This window comes from Croceibacter sp. (assembly GCF_002716225.1).
Classification (GTDB): domain Bacteria; phylum Bacteroidota; class Bacteroidia; order Flavobacteriales; family Flavobacteriaceae; genus Croceibacter; species Croceibacter atlanticus.
Map to the genome: position 1 here is coordinate 13,033 of NZ_PAZX01000010.1, position 19,089 is coordinate 32,121.

The 19,089-nt window shown below is 33.5% G+C and carries 22 protein-coding genes; 10 read left to right on the forward strand and 12 right to left on the reverse strand.

Features of this window, described 5'->3' with window-relative positions:
* On the reverse strand, positions 1–720 hold the full coding sequence (locus CL818_RS07290) for a polyprenol monophosphomannose synthase (RefSeq protein ID WP_272973085.1): 720 nt from the start codon (positions 718–720) through the stop codon (positions 1–3).
* Positions 721–812: 92 nt separating this feature from the next.
* Between CL818_RS07290 and CL818_RS07295 the strand changes: the two genes are divergently transcribed.
* Together CL818_RS07295 and CL818_RS07300 are read left to right on the forward strand one after the other, a co-directional pair.
* Positions 813–1,484: a DUF4271 domain-containing protein gene (locus CL818_RS07295; RefSeq protein WP_272973084.1), complete on the forward strand. Its 672-nt coding sequence runs from the start codon at positions 813–815 to the stop codon at positions 1,482–1,484.
* Between the two features lie 18 nt (positions 1,485–1,502).
* Positions 1,503–2,249 (forward strand): uroporphyrinogen-III synthase, encoded by a 747-nt coding sequence (locus CL818_RS07300; protein WP_219359913.1) that lies wholly within the window; start codon positions 1,503–1,505, stop codon positions 2,247–2,249.
* 79 nt (positions 2,250–2,328) lie between these two features.
* On the opposite strand, the gene pckA is transcribed toward CL818_RS07300, so the two are convergent.
* Both pckA and CL818_RS07310 read right to left on the reverse strand, forming a co-directional pair.
* The gene (pckA, locus tag CL818_RS07305; RefSeq protein ID WP_272973083.1) at positions 2,329–3,939 is read right to left on the reverse strand and encodes a phosphoenolpyruvate carboxykinase (ATP); all 1,611 of its coding nucleotides are present in this window, start codon (positions 3,937–3,939) and stop codon (positions 2,329–2,331) included.
* A 78-nt stretch (positions 3,940–4,017) separates the two neighbouring features.
* Complete coding sequence (locus CL818_RS07310; protein WP_272973082.1) at positions 4,018–4,407, reverse strand: DUF423 domain-containing protein; 390 nt, start codon at positions 4,405–4,407, stop codon at positions 4,018–4,020.
* Positions 4,408–4,476: 69 nt separating this feature from the next.
* Here CL818_RS07310 and CL818_RS07315 point away from each other — a divergent pair, with 69 nt between their 5' ends.
* Complete coding sequence (locus CL818_RS07315; RefSeq protein ID WP_286972523.1) at positions 4,477–5,847, forward strand: saccharopine dehydrogenase family protein; 1,371 nt, start codon at positions 4,477–4,479, stop codon at positions 5,845–5,847.
* A gap of 45 nt (positions 5,848–5,892) precedes the next feature.
* Positions 5,893–6,363 carry an Lrp/AsnC ligand binding domain-containing protein gene (locus tag CL818_RS07320; protein ID WP_013186101.1) on the forward strand — a complete coding sequence of 157 codons (471 nt, stop codon included), beginning with the start codon at positions 5,893–5,895 and terminating at the stop codon, positions 6,361–6,363.
* A gap of 66 nt (positions 6,364–6,429) precedes the next feature.
* Here the strand turns inward: CL818_RS07320 and CL818_RS07325 are convergent, their stop codons facing one another.
* Both CL818_RS07325 and CL818_RS07330 read right to left on the reverse strand, forming a co-directional pair.
* On the reverse strand, positions 6,430–6,816 hold the full coding sequence (locus CL818_RS07325) for a DUF3127 domain-containing protein (protein ID WP_013186102.1): 387 nt from the start codon (positions 6,814–6,816) through the stop codon (positions 6,430–6,432).
* Positions 6,817–6,825: 9 nt separating this feature from the next.
* The gene (locus CL818_RS07330) at positions 6,826–7,704 is read right to left on the reverse strand and encodes a flavin reductase family protein (protein WP_272973079.1); all 879 of its coding nucleotides are present in this window, start codon (positions 7,702–7,704) and stop codon (positions 6,826–6,828) included.
* Between the two features lie 96 nt (positions 7,705–7,800).
* On the opposite strand from CL818_RS07330, the gene CL818_RS07335 reads away from it, so the two are divergent.
* Positions 7,801–8,964, forward strand: a complete 1,164-nt coding sequence (locus CL818_RS07335; protein WP_013186104.1) for a sensor histidine kinase — start codon at positions 7,801–7,803, stop codon at positions 8,962–8,964.
* Positions 8,965–8,990: 26 nt separating this feature from the next.
* The gene (locus CL818_RS07340) at positions 8,991–9,341 is read left to right on the forward strand and encodes a hypothetical protein (protein WP_272973078.1); all 351 of its coding nucleotides are present in this window, start codon (positions 8,991–8,993) and stop codon (positions 9,339–9,341) included.
* Positions 9,342–9,344: 3 nt separating this feature from the next.
* Here CL818_RS07340 and CL818_RS07345 read toward each other — a convergent pair whose 3' ends face one another.
* From CL818_RS07345 to CL818_RS07360, 4 genes are read right to left on the reverse strand one after another with little or no spacing between them, the layout of a single operon-like run.
* The gene (locus tag CL818_RS07345) at positions 9,345–9,758 is read right to left on the reverse strand and encodes an acyl-CoA thioesterase (protein WP_219359909.1); all 414 of its coding nucleotides are present in this window, start codon (positions 9,756–9,758) and stop codon (positions 9,345–9,347) included.
* Positions 9,758–10,147: an HIT family protein gene (locus CL818_RS07350; protein ID WP_272973077.1), complete on the reverse strand. Its 390-nt coding sequence runs from the start codon at positions 10,145–10,147 to the stop codon at positions 9,758–9,760. Before CL818_RS07350 ends, CL818_RS07345 begins: the two co-directional genes overlap by 1 nt.
* Positions 10,148–10,195: 48 nt before the next feature.
* On the reverse strand, positions 10,196–10,519 hold the full coding sequence (locus CL818_RS07355) for a 2Fe-2S iron-sulfur cluster-binding protein (protein ID WP_272973076.1): 324 nt from the start codon (positions 10,517–10,519) through the stop codon (positions 10,196–10,198).
* A complete protein-coding gene (locus tag CL818_RS07360; RefSeq protein ID WP_013186109.1) occupies positions 10,519–10,905 on the reverse strand; it encodes a DUF983 domain-containing protein in 387 nt (128 codons plus the stop codon). The genes CL818_RS07355 and CL818_RS07360 overlap by 1 nt, the downstream gene beginning before the upstream one ends.
* A gap of 44 nt (positions 10,906–10,949) precedes the next feature.
* On the opposite strand from CL818_RS07360, the gene CL818_RS07365 reads away from it, so the two are divergent.
* Entirely contained in the window at positions 10,950–12,881 is a 1,932-nt protein-coding gene (locus tag CL818_RS07365; protein ID WP_272973075.1) for an ABC-F family ATP-binding cassette domain-containing protein, read from the forward strand.
* A gap of 50 nt (positions 12,882–12,931) precedes the next feature.
* Positions 12,932–13,708, forward strand: a complete 777-nt coding sequence (locus CL818_RS07370; RefSeq protein WP_272973074.1) for an amidohydrolase — start codon at positions 12,932–12,934, stop codon at positions 13,706–13,708.
* Here the strand turns inward: CL818_RS07370 and CL818_RS07375 are convergent.
* A complete protein-coding gene (locus CL818_RS07375) occupies positions 13,695–15,308 on the reverse strand; it encodes an Ig-like domain-containing domain (RefSeq protein ID WP_272973073.1) in 1,614 nt (537 codons plus the stop codon). The two genes, CL818_RS07370 and CL818_RS07375, sit on opposite strands and share 14 nt — an antisense overlap.
* Positions 15,309–15,365: 57 nt before the next feature.
* A complete protein-coding gene (locus tag CL818_RS07380) occupies positions 15,366–16,046 on the reverse strand; it encodes a ComF family protein (RefSeq protein ID WP_272973072.1) in 681 nt (226 codons plus the stop codon).
* 71 nt (positions 16,047–16,117) lie between these two features.
* Between CL818_RS07380 and CL818_RS07385 the strand changes: the two genes are divergently transcribed.
* Entirely contained in the window at positions 16,118–17,002 is an 885-nt protein-coding gene (locus CL818_RS07385) for a DUF8428 domain-containing protein (protein WP_286972530.1), read from the forward strand.
* Between the two features lie 67 nt (positions 17,003–17,069).
* On the forward strand, positions 17,070–18,605 hold the full coding sequence (locus CL818_RS07390; RefSeq protein WP_272973071.1) for a glycine--tRNA ligase: 1,536 nt from the start codon (positions 17,070–17,072) through the stop codon (positions 18,603–18,605).
* On the opposite strand, the gene CL818_RS07395 is transcribed toward CL818_RS07390, so the two are convergent.
* Positions 18,602–19,054 (reverse strand): hypothetical protein, encoded by a 453-nt coding sequence (locus CL818_RS07395; protein WP_272973070.1) that lies wholly within the window; start codon positions 19,052–19,054, stop codon positions 18,602–18,604. The two genes, CL818_RS07390 and CL818_RS07395, sit on opposite strands and share 4 nt — an antisense overlap.
* Positions 19,055–19,089: the final 35 nt, after the last annotated feature.

Below are 19,089 nucleotides of genomic sequence, written 5' to 3' on the forward strand. Positions count from 1 at the left end.
TTATTTTTTAAACAGGCTTTTAAACTTCATTTTAAATACCCCAAAAACAGCTTCATATATAATATTGCCACTCATTTTTGATTCTCCTTTTGTTCGGTCTGTGAAAATGACAGGAACCTCTACTATTTTAAACTTTTTTAAATAGGCCTTAAACTTCATCTCTATTTGAAATGCATAGCCTACAAAAGCAATCTTATCCAAATCTATCGTTTCAAGTACATTTCTTGTATAACAAACAAATCCTGCTGTAGTATCATGAATATTCATACCGGTAATGAACCTTACATACTTTGAAGCAATGTAGGAAAGCAAAACTCTTGACATAGGCCAATTTACAACATTAACTCCTGTAACATAACGAGAACCTATAGCCAGATCTGCCTGCTGTTTTACACAAGCATTATACAGTCTGTGTAAATCGTTTGGGTTGTGACTAAAGTCTGCATCCATTTCGAAGATTAAATTGTAATCTCTTTTAAGCGCCCACTTAAAGCCATGTATGTATGCTGTTCCTAAACCTAGTTTTCCTTGGCGTTCCTCAATAAATAATTGATCTGGAAACTCTTCCATTAAAAACTTAACTGTAGCTGCAGTGCCGTCTGGTGAATTGTCATCTACCACCAACACATCAAATTTTCTTTGTTGAGAAAAAATGTTACGCAACAACCTTTCTATATTAAGGTTTTCATTGTAAGTTGGTATAATGACTAAACTTTTCAAAAAAGCTTTTTTTTTGCAAATGTACTTAAAATAACTACCGTAAACATCTAAGAAATTGCAATAGTCTTTTTCATTACATTACTTTTGCAACAATGAAAGATTTACAGGCTATTCCTCTTCAAGAACCCACAAATTTATGGATCACAGCATCTATAATGATATGTCTTGGCCTTATTTGTCTTTGTAAGGTATTATATGAAGAACGCTTTTTAAGGTTTTTAGCATTACCTATAGAGCCAAGATATTTCATCATAAAAAAGAACGAGCATAAATTAAGTTTTCTATTTAATACATTACTGTTCACATTTAACTGTTTGGTTGCTGGTATTGTTTTAAATCTTATTGCTAGAGATCATTATCCTGAATTACTTACTCGGGAATTTATTTTTTTTATTCAGGTAGTATTTGGTTTTGGCGTTTTAATGCTTGTAAAGTATTTTGCAGAGAAAATGTTGGCTAATCTTTTTTTAATGGAAAACATTATCGAGGATTACCTATTCTTCAAGTTTAGCCACAGACATTATTTAGCACTTGCTATATTTCCACTGTGTATTATAGACGTATATACGCATCTTTTAGGAGGTTACGCGTTTTTAATAATTTCCGTTGCATTTTTAATAATTAACCTATTATTTATCTTAAAATATTATAGAAAAAAGGGACTTCTAATTTTCAATAATTTATTCTATTTTATTTTATATCTTTGCGCACTTGAAATTGCCCCCTATTTTATTCTATATAAAGTAGTAACAATTTTGAATTAACGTATTTAAACACCGTCTATGAAAGTGAAAACAATTTTGGTTTCCCAACCTGAACCTAAAATAGAAAATTCACCTTACTTTGAGCTTGAGGAAAAGCAAAAAGTAAAAATAGATTTTATTCCTTTTATACATGTTGAAGGCGTCTCTTCTAAAGATGTAAGACAACAAAAGGTTGATCTAAAGAATTACACAGCAATTATCCTTACTAGTAGAAATGCAGTAGATCATTTTTTCAGAATAGCTGAAGAATTAAGATACACTGTACCAGATTCTCTTAAGTATTTTTGCCAAAGTGAAGCTGTTGCCTATTACCTACAAAAATATGTAGTGTATAGAAAGCGAAAAATCTATGTTGGCAAAAGAACATTTCAAGAGTTAGCTCCTCTTATTAAGAAACATAAAAACGAGAAGTTTTTATTACCTTCTTCAGATATGCTAAAACCAATGGTTCCTGAAACATTAGATGAACTAGGTGTTTCTTGGAAACAAGCTATTTTCTACAAAACTGTAGTTAGTGACCTTTCTAATTTAAGAGATGTATTTTATGACATCTTAGTATTCTTTAGCCCAAGCGGTATAAAGTCTCTATTTGAAAACTTTCCAGATTATCAGCAAAACAATACACGCATTGCTGTTTTTGGAAACACTACAATTAAAGCTGCAGAAGATCACGGCTTAAAGGTAAACATTAAAGCACCTTCACCGGAAACACCATCTATGACAATGGCTTTAAAGAAATACATTACAGAAGTTAATAAGAAGTAATTACTTCACTAACTTTTAAACATAAAAAAACCCGATGATAAAAATATCATCGGGTTTTTTGTTTTTACTTAATTGAGCTTTATTTAACGTTTGGAGCGCCTGCTAATATTTCTTCATTAGCGTACTCTTCAAATTTTAAGAAGTTCTGTCTAAAGCTTTCTGCTAAAGTATAAGCCTTTTTGTAGTATCCTTCATCATTATTCCAAGTCTTACGAGGACTTAAAACGTCTGTTGGCACGTTAGGACAAGTTCTTGGTTGTTTAACGCCAAATACTGAGTGTGTGTGGTAATTATCTTTGTTTGCTTCTTCCAAAGAACCATCCATAGCAGCAGAAATCATAGCTCTAGTATACTTTAAAGCCATACGTTTTCCAACACCATAAGGACCGCCAGTCCAACCTGTGTTTACCAACCAAACATTTACACCAGAATCTTTCATTTTCTGACTTAGCATTTCTGCATAACGTGTCGGGTGTAATGGCATAAATGGTGCTCCAAAACACGCAGAGAACGATGGCATTGGCTCATCTACACCAGCTTCTGTACCAGCAACTTTTGCCGTATAACCACTAATAAAGTGATAAGCAGCTTGACCTGGAGATAGCTTACTAATAGGAGGCAGTACACCAAAAGCATCTGCGGTTAAGAAAAATATGTTTTTAGGATTCTTTCCTATTGAAGGCTCCTGAATATTATCTATATGATAAATTGGGTAACTAACTCTTGTATTTTGAGTAATACTAGTATCAGCAAAATCTACATCTCCATTTTCATCTAACACAACGTTTTCAAGAATAGCTCCTGGTTTAATTGCATTATAAATATCTGGTTCGTTTTCTTTTGAGAGGTTTATAACCTTTGCATAACAACCGCCTTCAAAATTAAAGATGGTATCTTCTTTTGTCCAGCCGTGCTCATCATCTCCAATAAGTTTTCTATTAGGATCTGCAGACAATGTTGTTTTACCTGTTCCAGAAAGACCAAAAAAGATTGAAGTATCTCCATCTTCTCCTACATTAGCAGAGCAGTGCATTGGTAAAGTTTCCTTTTGTACTGGCAATATGAAATTAAGCGCAGAGAAAATCCCTTTTTTAATTTCACCTGTATATCCAGTACCACCAATAAGCGCTATTTTCTTTCCAAAATTTAAAATTGCAAAGTTGTGCTGGCGTGTTCCATCTACTTCAGGATCTGCCATAAAACCTGGTGCATTTACAATAAGCCATTCTTCTTTAAAGTTTTTAAGCTCATCTTCTGAAGGTCTTAAAAACATATTATAGGCAAACATATTGCTCCAAGGATATTCGTTTACAACACGAATATTTAATTTATATTTTTCATCTGCACAAGCGTAGCTATCTCGCACAAAAACTTCTTTTCCAGATAAGTAATCTGTAACTTTATCATAAAGTGCATCAAACTTATCTGCATCAAAAGGGATATTTATATTTCCCCACCAAATCTCATCTTTAGTAACATCGTCTTTAACGATAAAACGGTCTAAAGGAGAACGTCCAGTAAACTCGCCAGTGTTAATTGCAAGAGCGCCGCTGCTAGCTTCTTGGCCTTGGCCGTTTGCTATTGCTGTCTCATGTAATTGTGATGGCGTAAGTTGATAATGGGTCGTTGTGTCCTTGATTCCGTAAGGTTCTAGCGAAATCGATTTCGTAGTGTTGGTATTTGTAACCATAACTAGGTTTTGAAGTTGTGTTTTGTTTATAAAGCAAAAGTACAGAAATCACTCCTAACCAAGAGAATTAAATTCTATTTATTGATTTTTTAACGTTAATGCTTTGTAAAATATGAGTGCCCAAGCTGTTATGAGCAATGTACCTCCTAATGGTGTTAAAATTGCGATGCTTTTAAAATTAAAGTCTGTCAAACTATTTGTGGCCAGTCCAAAAATTGACCACGAAAATAAAATTACTCCTATAATTAATAACCAAAGCAATACAGTTTTAGATTTAGATGTCTTTACACTAAACAATCCTAAAAAAACTAAAAGTAATGCATGATACATTTGGTATTTCACTCCTGTTTCAAATGTATTTAATTGTGCCACATCTAATACTTTTTGCAAAGCGTGAGCTCCAAAAGCACCTATAATTACAGCTGTTAGTCCAAAAAATGAGCCTGCAATAAGAAATCTTTTATCCATGTTTAAATTTTTTAGGTTGTAGCCAATTCATTACTTTCGTCTTACTACAAATCTAACCAACTAAAATAAATGCGTAAAATATTAATTATAGGAGCAGGAAAATCTACAAGTTATTTAATGTCTTACTTGTTAGATCATGCAGAGAAAGAACAATTAAAAATTACTGTAGGAGATTTATATGTAGCTAATGCTCAAAAAGCTATAGGAAATCATAAACATGCCAAAGCAATAACTCTTGATGTCTTCAACAAAAAAAACAGACAAGAAGCAATAGATCAAGTAGACCTTGTTATATCTATGCTTCCTGCACGCTATCATATTGAAGTTGCAAAAGACTGTATAACCTTTGGAAAACATATGGTTACCGCATCTTATGTAAGCCAAGAAATGGAAAGCTTAAACCAATCTGCAATAAATAAAGGGTTGGTGTTTATGAATGAAATAGGTGTAGATCCAGGTATAGACCACATGAGTGCTATGCAGGTAATTGACAGAATAAGAGACAAAGGCGGAAAAATGCTGTTGTTTGAATCTTTTACAGGAGGCTTAGTGGCTCCAGAAAGTGATAACAATTTATGGAATTATAAGTTTACCTGGAATCCAAGAAATGTTGTTGTGGCCGGCCAAGGTGGTGTTGCAGAGTTTATTCAAGAAGGCCAATATAAATACATCCCTTATAATAAACTTTTTAGAAGAACAGAATTTTTAGAAGTTGATGGGTATGGCAGGTTTGAAGCATATGCCAATAGAAACTCTTTAAAATATAGAAGTATTTATAAGTTAGAAGATGCTCTTACATTATATAGAGGTACTATGCGTCGCGTAGGATTTAGTAAAGCCTGGAATATGTTTGTTCAACTTGGTATGACAGACGATAGCTACATCATGGAAGACACTATGGATATGAGTTACAGAGAGTTTGTTAATTCTTTTCTTCCGTATTCTCCATCAGATTCTGTAGAGCTAAAAATGAGACATAGTCTTAAGATAGATCAAGATGATATTATGTGGGATAAATTATTAGAGCTTGACCTATTTAACGACAAAAAGAAAATAGGATTAAAAAGTGCTACACCTGCCCAAATTCTTCAGAAGATTCTAATGGAAAAATGGTCTTTAGCACCAGATGATAAGGATATGATTGTTATGTATCATAAGTTTGGCTTTGAGTTAGATGGCAAAAAACATCAAATAGACTCAACAATGGTAGCTTTGGGGCAAGATCAAACCTATACTGCTATGTCTAAAACAGTTGGCTTACCAGTGGCTATAGCAGCACTAAAAATATTAAATAAAGAAATTACCACGCCTGGTGTTCAAATACCAATTACTAAAGAGGTATATGAACCAATTTTAAAAGAACTGGAAGAGCACGGAATTACCTTTAAAGAAACAGAAAGAAAATATTTAGGTTATAATCCAGATGGCGTTTCTGCATAATGTTTTTTAATTAATTCTTATATTTCGGTTTTAAACTGAAAGCTGATGAAACTAAAAAACGAACAAGTTGTTATTGATGGTATTGATAAAAAAATACTTCGCTCTTTAATCTCCGATGCGCGTACACCTATTTTAGAGATTGCAAGAAATGTTGGTATAAGTGGTGCTGCAATTCATCAGCGACTACGAAAATTAGAAAAAAGTGGGCTTATTGCTGGTTCTAAATTTGTCATAAACCCTAAAGTTCTAGGTTATCATACAATGGCTTTTATTGGGGTGTTTTTAGATAAAGCTATGAGTAACCCAAAGGCTGTGAAACAGTTAGAGGCGATACCAGAAGTAATAGAGTGCCATTACACCACTGGAAATTGGTCTATTTTTCTTAAAATTCTGTGTCGGGACAACTCCCATTTAATGGAGGTTTTAAATAAAGAAATACAAGCTATTTCTGGAGTATCCAGAACAGAAACATTTATCTCTTTAGAACAACAGATAGAACGACAAATAAAAATATAAAAAACACCCAAAGCACTACAAAATGCTTTGGGTGTCTTACTTATAATACAACTTTAATTTATCGTATTAAAACGGTAAATCATCGTGATCATCTTGATTTAAATTGTTTCCAGCTGGCTCAAATTCATCAACTGGTGGCATTGGAGCTGCATTACTAGAACCTGCATTGTTTTGCGGCTGTAAGTTTTCTATTCTCCAACCTTGAATACTGTTAAAGTACTTAGTTTCTCCTTGAGGGTTTACCCACTCACGACCTCTTAAGTTAATACTAATTTTTACCTGTTGTCCAACATTAAAGTTATCTAACAAATTAGTTTTGTCTTGAACAAACTCAATCATTATATGTTGAGGATATTGCTCTTCTGTAGTAACAACAATCTCTCTTTTTCTAAAGCCATTGCTACCAAATGTTTGTGTGTCGTTAATTAACTTAACTGTTCCTTGTACTTCCATCTTCTTCTGTTATTTTGCTAATAAAATATACCACGCATTTGTGGTGTTATTGTTTTCTAAATGTTGCTTGGCTTGTTTGTGCAAATCTTCTACTGTTGCATTTTTCACAAACTCTCCTAAGCTATTTTTTATAATATAATCTTCAATTAATTCTTTAGTTGGTAGCGTTTCAACATTACCAAGTCTACCTAAATCATTACCGGTTAAAATTTTACTTTCTCTAATAGTTTGCGGTAAATTATCTACTCCAATTCCTAGTGTACGAAGTGGTTTTTCAACTTCAAACATTCCCATATTTGCCCTAGAGTACCAATTACCACCCATTCTAGCTACAGTATCAATTTTATGTTGATCTATGCTTCCATTTTCATCTAACACATTTTTATTAATATGTATTTTCACTACTTCACAAATAATAAGGTTACCTGCGCCACCTTCAGTTCCGGTTTCAACAATCTGTTTCACCTTGCATTCTAACTGTACTGGAGACTCTGCTACCCTAAACGGTTTAACCAAGTCACTTTTAAGCATTGTAAGTCCTGCTTTTTCAAATTCATTTACACCTTCTGCATACTCTGTACTACTAAGAGACATTTGTTGCACCATATTATAATTTACAATATTGATAACAACCTCATCTACTTCTTTAGCATTCTCTAAGGTATGCTTAGTGGTGTTACCTCTTACTCGTCTTGCAGGAGAGAAAATAACTATTGGCGGATTTGCACCAAAGACATTAAAAAAACTAAATGGAGATAAATTTGGTCTTCCTTGAGCATCTACAGTACTTGCAAATGCAATTGGACGTGGACTAATGGCACTTAGTAAGTGGCCATGAACTGTACCAACAGTTTCATTTTTAGGGTCTATAGACAAGATGTTCTCCATACGGCAAAGGTAACAATTGCAAATGCGTTTTAAAACCGAACACACAATAATTTGATGTGAACACGTTTATAAGTAACTTGGTCTTTTTAATCAACTATGAACTTTTCTAACGAACGTAATATACAACGCTGGCTAATTCTTGTCTCTGCCTTAGTGTTTATTGGCCTTATCTTTTTTAATGCCTCTTTATTTTTTCAGCAGCTAAAAAATGATGAGCGTAATAAAATGCGAATCTGGGCTATGGCTCTAGAAGAATTTATAAGTTTTGATATAGACAATCCTAATGATGGCGCCAACCTAGATTTAGTTACAGAAATTGTAACAAGCAACGTTACAATCCCATCTATAAACACAGATGGCAACGGTAACATTATGCAGTCTGCAAATATTTCTGAAGAAGATGAAAGCAACCCAGATCGCATGCAGCGTATACTTTTAGAAATGAAGTCTGAAAATGACCCTATAAAAGTAAATTTAGGCGATGGCGAAATTCAATATGTGTATTATGGCAACAGTCCTACTTTAAATCGCTTAAAATACTATCCTCTAGCATTAATAGTATTCTTGTTGTTACTTATAGGAGTTATCTATTTCTTTTACAGAACTGCACGATCAAGTGAGCAAAACAAATTATGGGCAGGAATGGCCAAAGAAACCGCACACCAAATTGGCACGCCATTAAGCTCATTAGTAGGCTGGACAGAAATTTTAAAAACCGAACATGTTAATCCTGAGTATATTGAGGAGATAGAGAAGGATATTGAACGGCTAAAAGTTATTACAGACAGATTTAGTAAAGTTGGTAGTAAGCCAACCCTATCTAAGGTCGATATTGTTAAAGTAACCGAAGAAACTTTTGGCTACTTAAAAAACAGAAGCTCTAAATTAATTGAATTTAAAAGTGAGATTCCTAATAGCTCAATCGAGGTTATGCTAAATGAACCTCTGTTTAGTTGGACTATTGAAAATTTAGTTAAGAATGCTATAGATGCTATGAAAGGAAAAGGGCAACTCTCACTTCGTCTTATTGAAGATCAAAAAGTAGTGAAGATCGAAATTTCTGATACTGGTAAAGGAATTCCTAAAAGTAAATTTAAAAAGGTTTTTGAAACCGGTTATACCAGCAAAAAAAGAGGTTGGGGATTAGGATTATCTTTTGCAAAACGTATTATTGAAGAATACCACAATGGAAACATTAAAGTTTTAAAAAGTGATCTCGGAAAAGGTACTACCTTTGGCATAAAATTGAGAAAAGTATAAGTCAACTATTGTTGCAGTTAACAGCTATGAAAGAATTATTTTCAACATTACGAGAAGCTCCGCTAAATAATCATTGCCCTAAATGTTTTTCAAGAGATGGCCTGCAGGTTACTTTTAAACAAAAGCATTTAAAGACAATGTGGTACAACAAGCGTACAGACGAAGTAACTAGTACGTTATTCTGCAATACTTGTAATCAGCAAATTTTTCCTGTTGATTGGGATGAAGATATTGAGCGCGTTTATGAATACCAAAGAAAAGCATCACCTCCAAAACCTTCTTATTTTAAGCCTTCAAAAAATTTATATATAGTTGTTGGCTTAAGTTTAGTTGCCTTAGGCGGTATAGCAGCCTACGCGTTTATTGCTATGGTGTAAAAATTAAGAGAACTCTTCCATCTTTTCACGCAACCAATCTGGAATTTCAAAGGTTTTTTGAGTATTAAAATCAAAACAAACAGCTACATCTTGACCTATGGCACTAACTTGATTTGATTCATTTAAAATATAGTGTTCTAAACTAAAACTTGTAGTGCCTATATGAGTAACCCTTGTTTTAATAATTACGTTTCCTGGATAGGTTAATTGTTGTTTAAAATCACATTTTGTAGAGACCAACATTGGTCCTTTATTAGTATCTGTATGGTAAGTTGCAAGTCCTGTTTCTTCCCAGAAATTAACTCTAGCAGATTGCATGTATTTAATGAATGTTACATTATTTACATGCTTATAAGCATCTGTTTCACTCCAATCTATCCTTAAGGTTAGGGTTAACGGAAATTTTTCAGCAGACATTACAGGAAAGTTCTTATGCGTTCTGCTATTGCTTTAAACTCATCTTCCTCCAAAGAGACTTTATGTTTAAAGGTCATCTCTTTCATATCATTTAAAGGTATAAGGTGTACATGAACATGAGGAACCTCCAACCCTATCACCGCTACACCAACACGCTTGCAGTTAATAGCTTTTTCAAGAGCAATTGCTACTTTTCTAGAGAATGACATTAACCCATTGTACGTTTCTTCATCTAAGTCGAAAACTTTATCAACTTCCTTTTTAGGAACACAAAGTGTGTGACCTTTAGCATTTGGGTTAATATCTAAAAATGCAAAGAAATTTTCATCTTCTGCAATTTTGTAAGACGGTATTTCTCCGTTTATAATTTTAGTGAAAATTGAGGCCATAATGTTAGTTTTAAGGATATAAAAATACAGAATTTAAAACCGACGACATTAGTCTGCTTGAGGGGCCAATTTTATTTCCATACCATCCAACTCTTTTGTGATAGGTATTTGGCAGCCTAACCTACTATTATCTTTAACAAAAAATGCTTGGTCTAGCATATCTTCTTCATCATAGCTTTTTTCTTGTAAGACGTGTGCTTTATCTAAGATATAGCAATGGCAAGAAGCACACATTGCCATACCACCACAAGTTCCTTCAACTGGCAATTCATGCATTTTACAAACCTCCATAAGATTCATATTCATATCTGTAGGCGCATCTACCACATGAGCTTCACCTTCTCTATCTATAATGGTAATCTTAATATCCATTAGTGTTTTGCTTTTTGTTTATCGTAGCTAAAGAAAAAATTAATCCAGATGTTTCTAGACAAACGCATTATTAAAGGCATAAAAACAATCATTGTAGCAACAATTACAAAGAATGAGTTTAGTAAACTTACGTTAAGCATATAATATGCTATTACAAATGCAGCTGTTGCAAATGCAATACCAACTGGGTAACTTACATACATAGCGCCATAAAAAAAGGATGGTTCTATTTTATATTTTGTACCACAATTAGAGCAACGCTCGTGCATATGCATGATTTTTGTAATCTTATACGGGTTAGGTTCCTTGTACATAGATTCCTCATGACAAACAGGGCAAACGCCTCCTAAAATAGAATAGATCTTTGTGCCTTTAAATAGTTTCATTCCCTTTTGATTTACAATACAAAAATAATCATCTTTGCACGGCTATGCTTAACATTCACGAATTATCTATATCATTTCAAGGCGAATTCCTTTTCGAGGACATAACTTTTAGGCTTAATGCGGGAGATCGCGTAGGTTTAGTTGGTAAAAATGGCGCCGGAAAATCTACAATGCTCAAAATCTTATCAAAAGATTTAGAACCAGATACTGGTCAAATTGCAATTGAGAAAGACATAAGCATTGGGTTTCTTAGACAGGATATAGATTTTGTAGAAGGCCGAACTGTATTAGAAGAGGCTTATCAAGCTTTTGAAGAGATAAAGCGCCTCGAAAAACAAATAGACGACATTAACACACAGCTCGCTGAACGTACAGATTACGAAAGTCAAGGTTACGAGCAGTTAATGATAGATCTTAATGATATACAACATCAATATGAAATAATTGGTGGTTATAATTATCAAGGAGATACAGAGCGCATCTTACAAGGATTAGGATTTAAACGGGAAGATTTCAACAAAAAAACAGACACCTTTTCTGGAGGTTGGCGTATGCGTATAGAGCTGGCAAAGCTCTTATTGCAAAACCATGACATCATGCTTCTGGATGAGCCTACAAACCACTTAGATATAGAAAGTATTCTATGGTTTGAATCTTTCTTAAAACAATTTTCTGGAGCTGCGGTCGTAGTCTCTCACGATAAGATGTTTTTAGATAATGTAACTAATAGGACTATTGAAATATCTTTAGGTAAGATTTACGACTACAATACCTACTATTCAAAATACTTAGTACAACGTAAAGAGTTACGTGAACAACAGTTGGCCACTCAAAAAAACCAACAAAAACAAATTGAGCACACCGAAAAGCTAATTGAAAAATTTAGAGCAAAAGCATCTAAGGCTACAATGGCACAATCTCTAATTAAAAAATTAGACAAGGTTGAGCGTATTGAGGTAGATGAAGATGACAACTCTGTTATGACTGTTAGCTTCCCTGTTTCTGTAAGACCAGGAAAAGTTGTAATTGAAGCAGAAGGCATTTCAAAAAGTTACGGTGACAAACAAGTACTTAAGAATATAGATTTACTTGTAGAGCGTGAAAGTAAAATAGCATTTGTAGGTCAAAACGGACAAGGAAAAACCACATTAGCAAAAATTATAGTCGATGAGATTTCTCATCAGGGTCATTTAAAGCTTGGACATAATGTACAGATAGGATATTTTGCCCAAAACCAAGCAGATTATTTAGACGGCACTAAAACAGTACTCCAAACTATGGAAGATGCTGCTAATGAAAAGAACCGCACAAAAGTAAGAGACATTTTAGGGTCATTCTTATTTAGAGGTGAAGAAGTAGATAAATACGTTCGTGTACTTTCTGGAGGTGAACGTAACAGGCTAGCATTAGCCAAAATGCTTTTATCACCTTTTAATGTCTTGGTTATGGATGAGCCAACAAATCACTTAGACATTAAATCTAAGAATGTTTTAAAAGATGCTTTAGAAAATTTTGAAGGCACGTTACTTTTAGTTTCTCACGATAGAGACTTTTTGCAAGGACTCACATCTTCTATCTATGAGTTTAAAGATCATAGGATAAAAGAATACCTAGGAGATATAGACTATTACTTAAGTGAACGAAAGGTTGAGGATATGCGTGCTGTCGAAAAAAGAGACAAGCAACCTACAGCTTCTAAAAATACAGATGATACTGCTGCTTCTCAAGACAACAAACAATCTTATGAAGACCAAAAAAAGGTAAAGTCGCTTTCTAACAGACTAAGCAAGGTTGAAAAGAATATTAACCAATTAGAGAAAGAAATTAAAGCTATAGATCTTGAACTAGAGCTTAATTACGACAAAACCATTGCTCAAGATAATTTCTTTGACAACTACCAGGCAAAAAAGAAAAAACTAACCACCTACATGCAAGATTGGGAAACAATACAACTAGAGCTAGAGCAATTTAGTTAATAGTGTTTTTAGTTTATTATATTTAAACTGAATTTAAAAACACTTGTGCTGTGCAAGACTCCCTAAATGTTACCATCATACAAACCCATTTAGCTTGGGAAAACCCAATTGAGAACCGTTCTCATTTTGATATGCTTTTAACTAGTTTAAAAGATACTCATTTAGTGGTGTTGCCAGAAATGTTCACTACTGGCTTTACTATGAATGCAGAACAGGCTTCAGAAATTTCTGAAGGTGAAACTTTAGCTTGGCTACAACAATGGGCAAAAAGAATAAACGCTGCTATTACTGGCAGTGTTGCTGTAAATGAAAATGGTAACTATTACAACAGACTTTATTTTGTATACCCAGATGGTAGCTTTAAAACCTATGACAAAAAGCATTTATTTACTCTTGCTAATGAGCACCATACTTATAATGCTGGTAAAGAACGCTTAATTGTTGAGTATTTAGGGTGGAAAATTTGTCCGTTGGTGTGTTATGATTTAAGGTTTCCTGTTTGGGCAAGAAATACAGAAGATTATGATGCTTTAATTTATGTTGCCAATTGGCCTAAGATAAGAACGCACGCTTGGGATACACTTTTAAAAGCTAGAGCAATAGAAAATATTAGTTATTGCATAGGTGTAAATAGAATAGGCCTAGACGGCAATGGCTATGAATATGTAGGGCATTCAGCAGTTTACAATACACTAGGTGAACTAGTATCATCAGAAGAACTAGAGACAGACTTGTTGCAAACAGTAACCTTAGAAAAGTCTCATATAAATAAGACTAGATCTCATTTAAAGTTTTTACAGGATAGAGATGCGTTTACTTTAAAATAAACGTCTGGTAAATTTCACTATTTGCTCTAATTTCAATCTCTTCAGGATAAAACACTACGGGTTCTGGCTGTCTTTTATCTAAATAACTTCCGGTATCCCAATAACCGTTAGCGTTTGTGTCGTAAATAATTCTAATAAAATACTTTTTAGGGTCTATTTTAGTAAACTCGAAAACGCTTTCTGTCTCTTTATATTTTTCATAAATAACTTCACCTTTATTGTTTAAAAGCTGAGCAATTATTGGATAAGATTTTACATTCTGAACGGTTAGGAATAAATCGCCATAATCTGAAAATTCTTTTGTTGGCACACTATAACTTAAACTATCATTAGTAGCGTTAAAAAAATCTGTTATAGCCTCAGGTAGAAATGTTATCTGGTATCTATTACTTTCTGTTGGTTCAAAATTTACATTTACAGTATTCTTTATTGTATCCAGAGAAGCTTCAAAAGGTATGTTTAAAGTGTCTTTATCTACAACAGAGATTAACTCTGGATTTATTAAAGCTAAAGGCGTATTGCCACTTACTGTAAAAGCTTTATTTAATAATATATTTATTTTATCGGCTTTTGCTATTTCTAAAGTATCTGCAAACTGATCTTTAAATCGAGTAATTAACGTATCATTATATGTGCCGCTTTCAACCTTAAACACCAAACTATCTGTTTCTTCTAAAAAGGGTTTAAACCAATAATGTAAGGAGTCTGTAGTTCTATCTTTTAATACTCTATATTCAAAATTATCAGGTGTATCTGTTAGCAATGTTATATTAGTATTGCTTGGTCTACCTTCATAACCAAAAAGTATATGTTGCTTCCCTATTTGTTTAGGTTTCAAAAATTTTAAATCGAGTTCTTCTTTAAAAACGGTTAGTTCATAGGTTTTATCTGTAGGTAAAGTTATAGTGTCTTGTAAATATGCGACCTTATCTACTTTAGGTTCAAATTTATAATTGTTGTTATTATCCTTAAACGCTACTAATTTATAGGTGCCTTCTTTAAGATTTTCAAATTGAAATGTTGTTGCACTGTCTAACGTGTTGGTTATATAACGTGGTATTTCATTATAAATAATAGAGTCTTTGTAGTTTTCATTAAGCTCATATAAAGCAACTGTAATAAATTGTTCTGGCACTCTTTTAAATGCATCTTTAACAGAGCCTTCAAGCTTTAATGAATCTATATAAGCTCCTGTTGAAAAAACGTATTTAAAAAACTCAAGCGGATTACCTTCATTATTGTCTTCTATACTTCTGCCAAAATTTACCGTGTACGTTGTATTTGGTTTTAAGACAGAGTCATTAAATTTAATCTTAACAACTTTATTAGGACTTCCTAAAGGAGTAATATATGGTGCAGGATCTATTGGTGGAGAAATTACTATTTGCTGCTGAGAGTTTTTAAGCTTAACATATTCATTAAAAAATATTCTAATTTCATCTTCATTAAAGTTTGTGGTAAACGGTTCTGGATTTGCCTTCACAAACTTGGGAGGTGTCTCATCTTTATCTCCACCAGACGGCGAGCCACGTTTAGCACATGAAACTAACACAGCAGACAACAAAACAACCGTAAAAATAAACCTAAAAAAAACGCTCATAATCGTGTAAATATACATGACAAAGAAACGCATTTTTTAACTATCTATTTTGAGATGTCATAATGTAATTGCCATAGTAGCCACACTAAGTTTTAAGTTTTCTGTTTCTAAAAGTTTAGCACCACAAGCTTCAATAGTAGCACCCGTTGTAATAATATCATCTACTAAAAGTACGTGCTGTCCTTTTAAAACATTTAAATCATTAATTGTTAAGGTGTTATCCAATTGTCCCCAACGTGCAATTCTTTTCTTAAACACTTGAGTCTTAGTAATTCCTGTTTTTATTAAAATTTGATCTTCGTAAGGAACGTTTAACGCAGATGCTATAGCTTTTCCAAATAATGTAACTTGATTGTAACCTCTTTTCTTTTTACGTTTAGGATGTATTGGTACAGGAACCACTGCAGTTATTGTCTTGTGCCATTCTGTTTTTAAAAGCTTTTGAGCCATCCATTTACCTAAGTATTCGCTAATTTGCTCATCACCTCTATACTTAAGCTGATGCATTAACTTTTGAGTTGTTCCTTTTTTCTCAAATGTTAAAAGTGAAACTCCATGTTCCAAAGGTAGTCTTCCATAAAACATTTTCTCAACCTGAGTTGGACTATTGTAAAACATTGGAGCTTCAGGAAGGTCGTCACTACACGCCACACACAACGTATTAAGGTCTTTAGGCAAAGTTGCATTACAGACCACACATGCATTAGGAAATAAAAGCTGAATAAAATCGTTTATCATCAATAACAATAATACAACTTTACCTTAAATTCATTACTTTTAGCATCCTAATAAAGCAACCATCATCATAAATGACTGAAGAAAAGAACAGCAAGGCATTAAAAATACTTACTGCGGTACTCACTATAGGAATAATTGCACTTGGTGTTTATACCATGAAGTTTTACAATGAAAACCAGCAAACAATTTCTAGGCTGGAAAATGAAAAAGCAGATCTTGAGTCAGACCTTAGCGAACTTATCATTAAATACGATACTGCAATTTCAAAGAATGATGTCATGGCCAAAGACCTTTATGAAGCTAAGCAGCGCATTGAGCGTCTGTTAGATTCCATTAAAGGATTAGATAACACAAATTATGCAGCTATTAGTCGCTTTAGATCTCAAATTAAAAAACTAGAACGAGAAAAGGATAAACTGTTTAAAACTGTTGACAGCTTAAGCAGACAAAACCAAAGATTAGCAACAGCTGTAGACAGTACAAACTCTGTACTTAAAGAACGCATTGTACTTACAGACTCTTTAGTACAGCAAAATGAAATTTTAAACGAAAAAGTTGCTGCTGGTTCTAAAATGCAGCTTACAAAATTATCTGCAGAAGGCGTTATCATTGAAAACTCTGGTGATATTGCTAACACAAAAAGACATCGCAGAGCAGATAAAATAAGAACCTGCTTTACTATTGCTAAAAACCTAATAGCAGAACCTGGCGAAAAGAAATTATACGCACAAATTATAAACCCTAAGAACAACCTTATTGGAGATAACAAACAAGAAATGTTTGAAGAAAAAGTTCTTATGTACAGTGCTACTACTAAAGTATTTTATGAAAATGAAGAGTTAGACATTTGTATTCTTGTTGATGCAGATGAGAATAACATTATCTCTGGCGTTTATCAGGTTAATATTTTTCAGGATGCAGATTTACTGGCAACAACTTCCTTTACATTAAAATAATCTATCCATCTCTGAAATATTCAAGGTTTCAGAATTGTATTTATAATCAACTTTCTATTTTTGCGCTATGGCAAACCAAGACACAACATTTAAGAATGTAATTTCTCATGCTAAAGAGTATGGGTATATTTTTAGTTCAAGCGAAATATATGATGGTTTAAACGCTGTTTATGACTATGGTCAAAATGGAGTTGAACTAAAGAAAAACATCAGAGAATACTGGTGGAAGAGTATGGTACAAATGCATCAAAACATTGTAGGTTTAGACGCTGCAATACTTATGCATCCAACTACCTGGAAGGCTTCTGGTCACGTAGATGCATTTAACGATCCTTTGATAGACAACAAAGACTCTAAAAAACGTTACCGTGCAGATGTTTTAGTTGAAGACTACGCAGAAAAAATACACCAAAAAGCCGAAAAGGAAATTGCAAAAGCTAAGAAACGTTTTGGTGATGCTTTTAATGAAGAAGAGTTTGTAACAACAAACCCACGCGTATTAAGATACAGACAAGAACAGAAAGAAATTTTAGAACGCCTTGCAAAGTCCTTAACAGATGGAGATTTAGCAGATGTAAAGCTTTTAATCGAAGAGCTTGGTATTGCTTGTCCTGCTTCGGGATCTAAAAACTGGACAGACGTAAGGCAGTTTAACCTTATGTTTGGCACAAAGTTAGGCGCAGATGCAGAAACGGCTACAGACTTATACCTAAGACCAGAAACAGCACAAGGTATATTTGTAAACTTTTTAAATGTACAGAAGTCTGGGCGCATGAAGATTCCGTTTGGTATTGCGCAAACAGGAAAAGCCTTTAGAAACGAAATTGTTGCAAGACAATTTATATTTAGAATGCGTGAGTTTGAACAAATGGAAATGCAATTCTTTGTACGTCCAGGAGAAGAACTTAAATGGTACGAGCATTGGAAAGAAACTAGAATTAATTGGCATTTATCATTAGGTTTAGGAAAAGAAAATTATAGATTTCACGATCACGAAAAGCTAGCACATTACGCAAATGCTGCTGCAGATATAGAGTTTGATTTTCCTTTTGGCTTTAAGGAATTAGAAGGCATACATTCTAGAACAGATTTCGATTTAAAAGCTCACGAAGAACATTCTGGCAAAAAGCTTCAATTTTTTGATCCAGAATTAGGTGAGAATTATGTACCATATGTTGTTGAAACCTCAATTGGTTTAGACCGTATGTTTTTAGCTGTACTTTCTAAGTCTTTAGTAGAAGAAGATTTAGGTAACGGAAACTCTAGAACAGTATTAAAGCTTCCTTCAATTTTAGCACCTACAAAAGTTGCCGTTTTCCCGTTAGTGAAAAAAGATGGATTACCAGAGTTGGCAGAACAAATTGTTGAAGATCTTAAGTGGGACTTTAATGTACTTTATGACGAGAAAGATGCAGTAGGAAAACGCTATAGACGCCAAGATGCTGCCGGTACACCATTTTGTATCACTGTAGACCATGATAGTTTAGAGGATCAAACTGTTACAATACGTCACAGAGACAGTATGGAGCAAAGCCGAGTAAACATTTCCGACTTAAAATCAATTATTGGTAAGGCTTTAGATTTTAAAACTTGGTTAGGTTAATATCCTGCTAAGTTTTTTATCATATTAGTTAACGGCACAAGTGTTTTTGGTGGTTGAGTCTTATCAAACTCAGACGATGTAAAGCTGGCAGAATTTGTATTTATTTCAATTTTGCTAGCTAAGTCTGCATCTGCAAATCGTTTTTGTGAAGGTGCTTCCAAATTAGATATTTCATTTAAATCTAATTTTTCAACAAGGCTATTTAATGCTTTCCAATCTTCACTAGTAATATTCTTTTCTTTCGTAACTGTTCCGTTTTCATTTACAACCAAGCTAATTTCTGTAACAGAAATTAATTCTTGCTTTCCTCTTGTATAGGCACTCCAGCTAATCTTTTTCAAATTGTTTTCTGTTTCCACTTTAGCAGTTTCTGCAGTAGCTTTTTTACCACTTTCGCAAGCTCCATTAACAATTGTTACGAATCCTAAAATGACTATTAAAAATTTCATGTTGTATATTTAGATGTTAAAAATAAGATTTTATT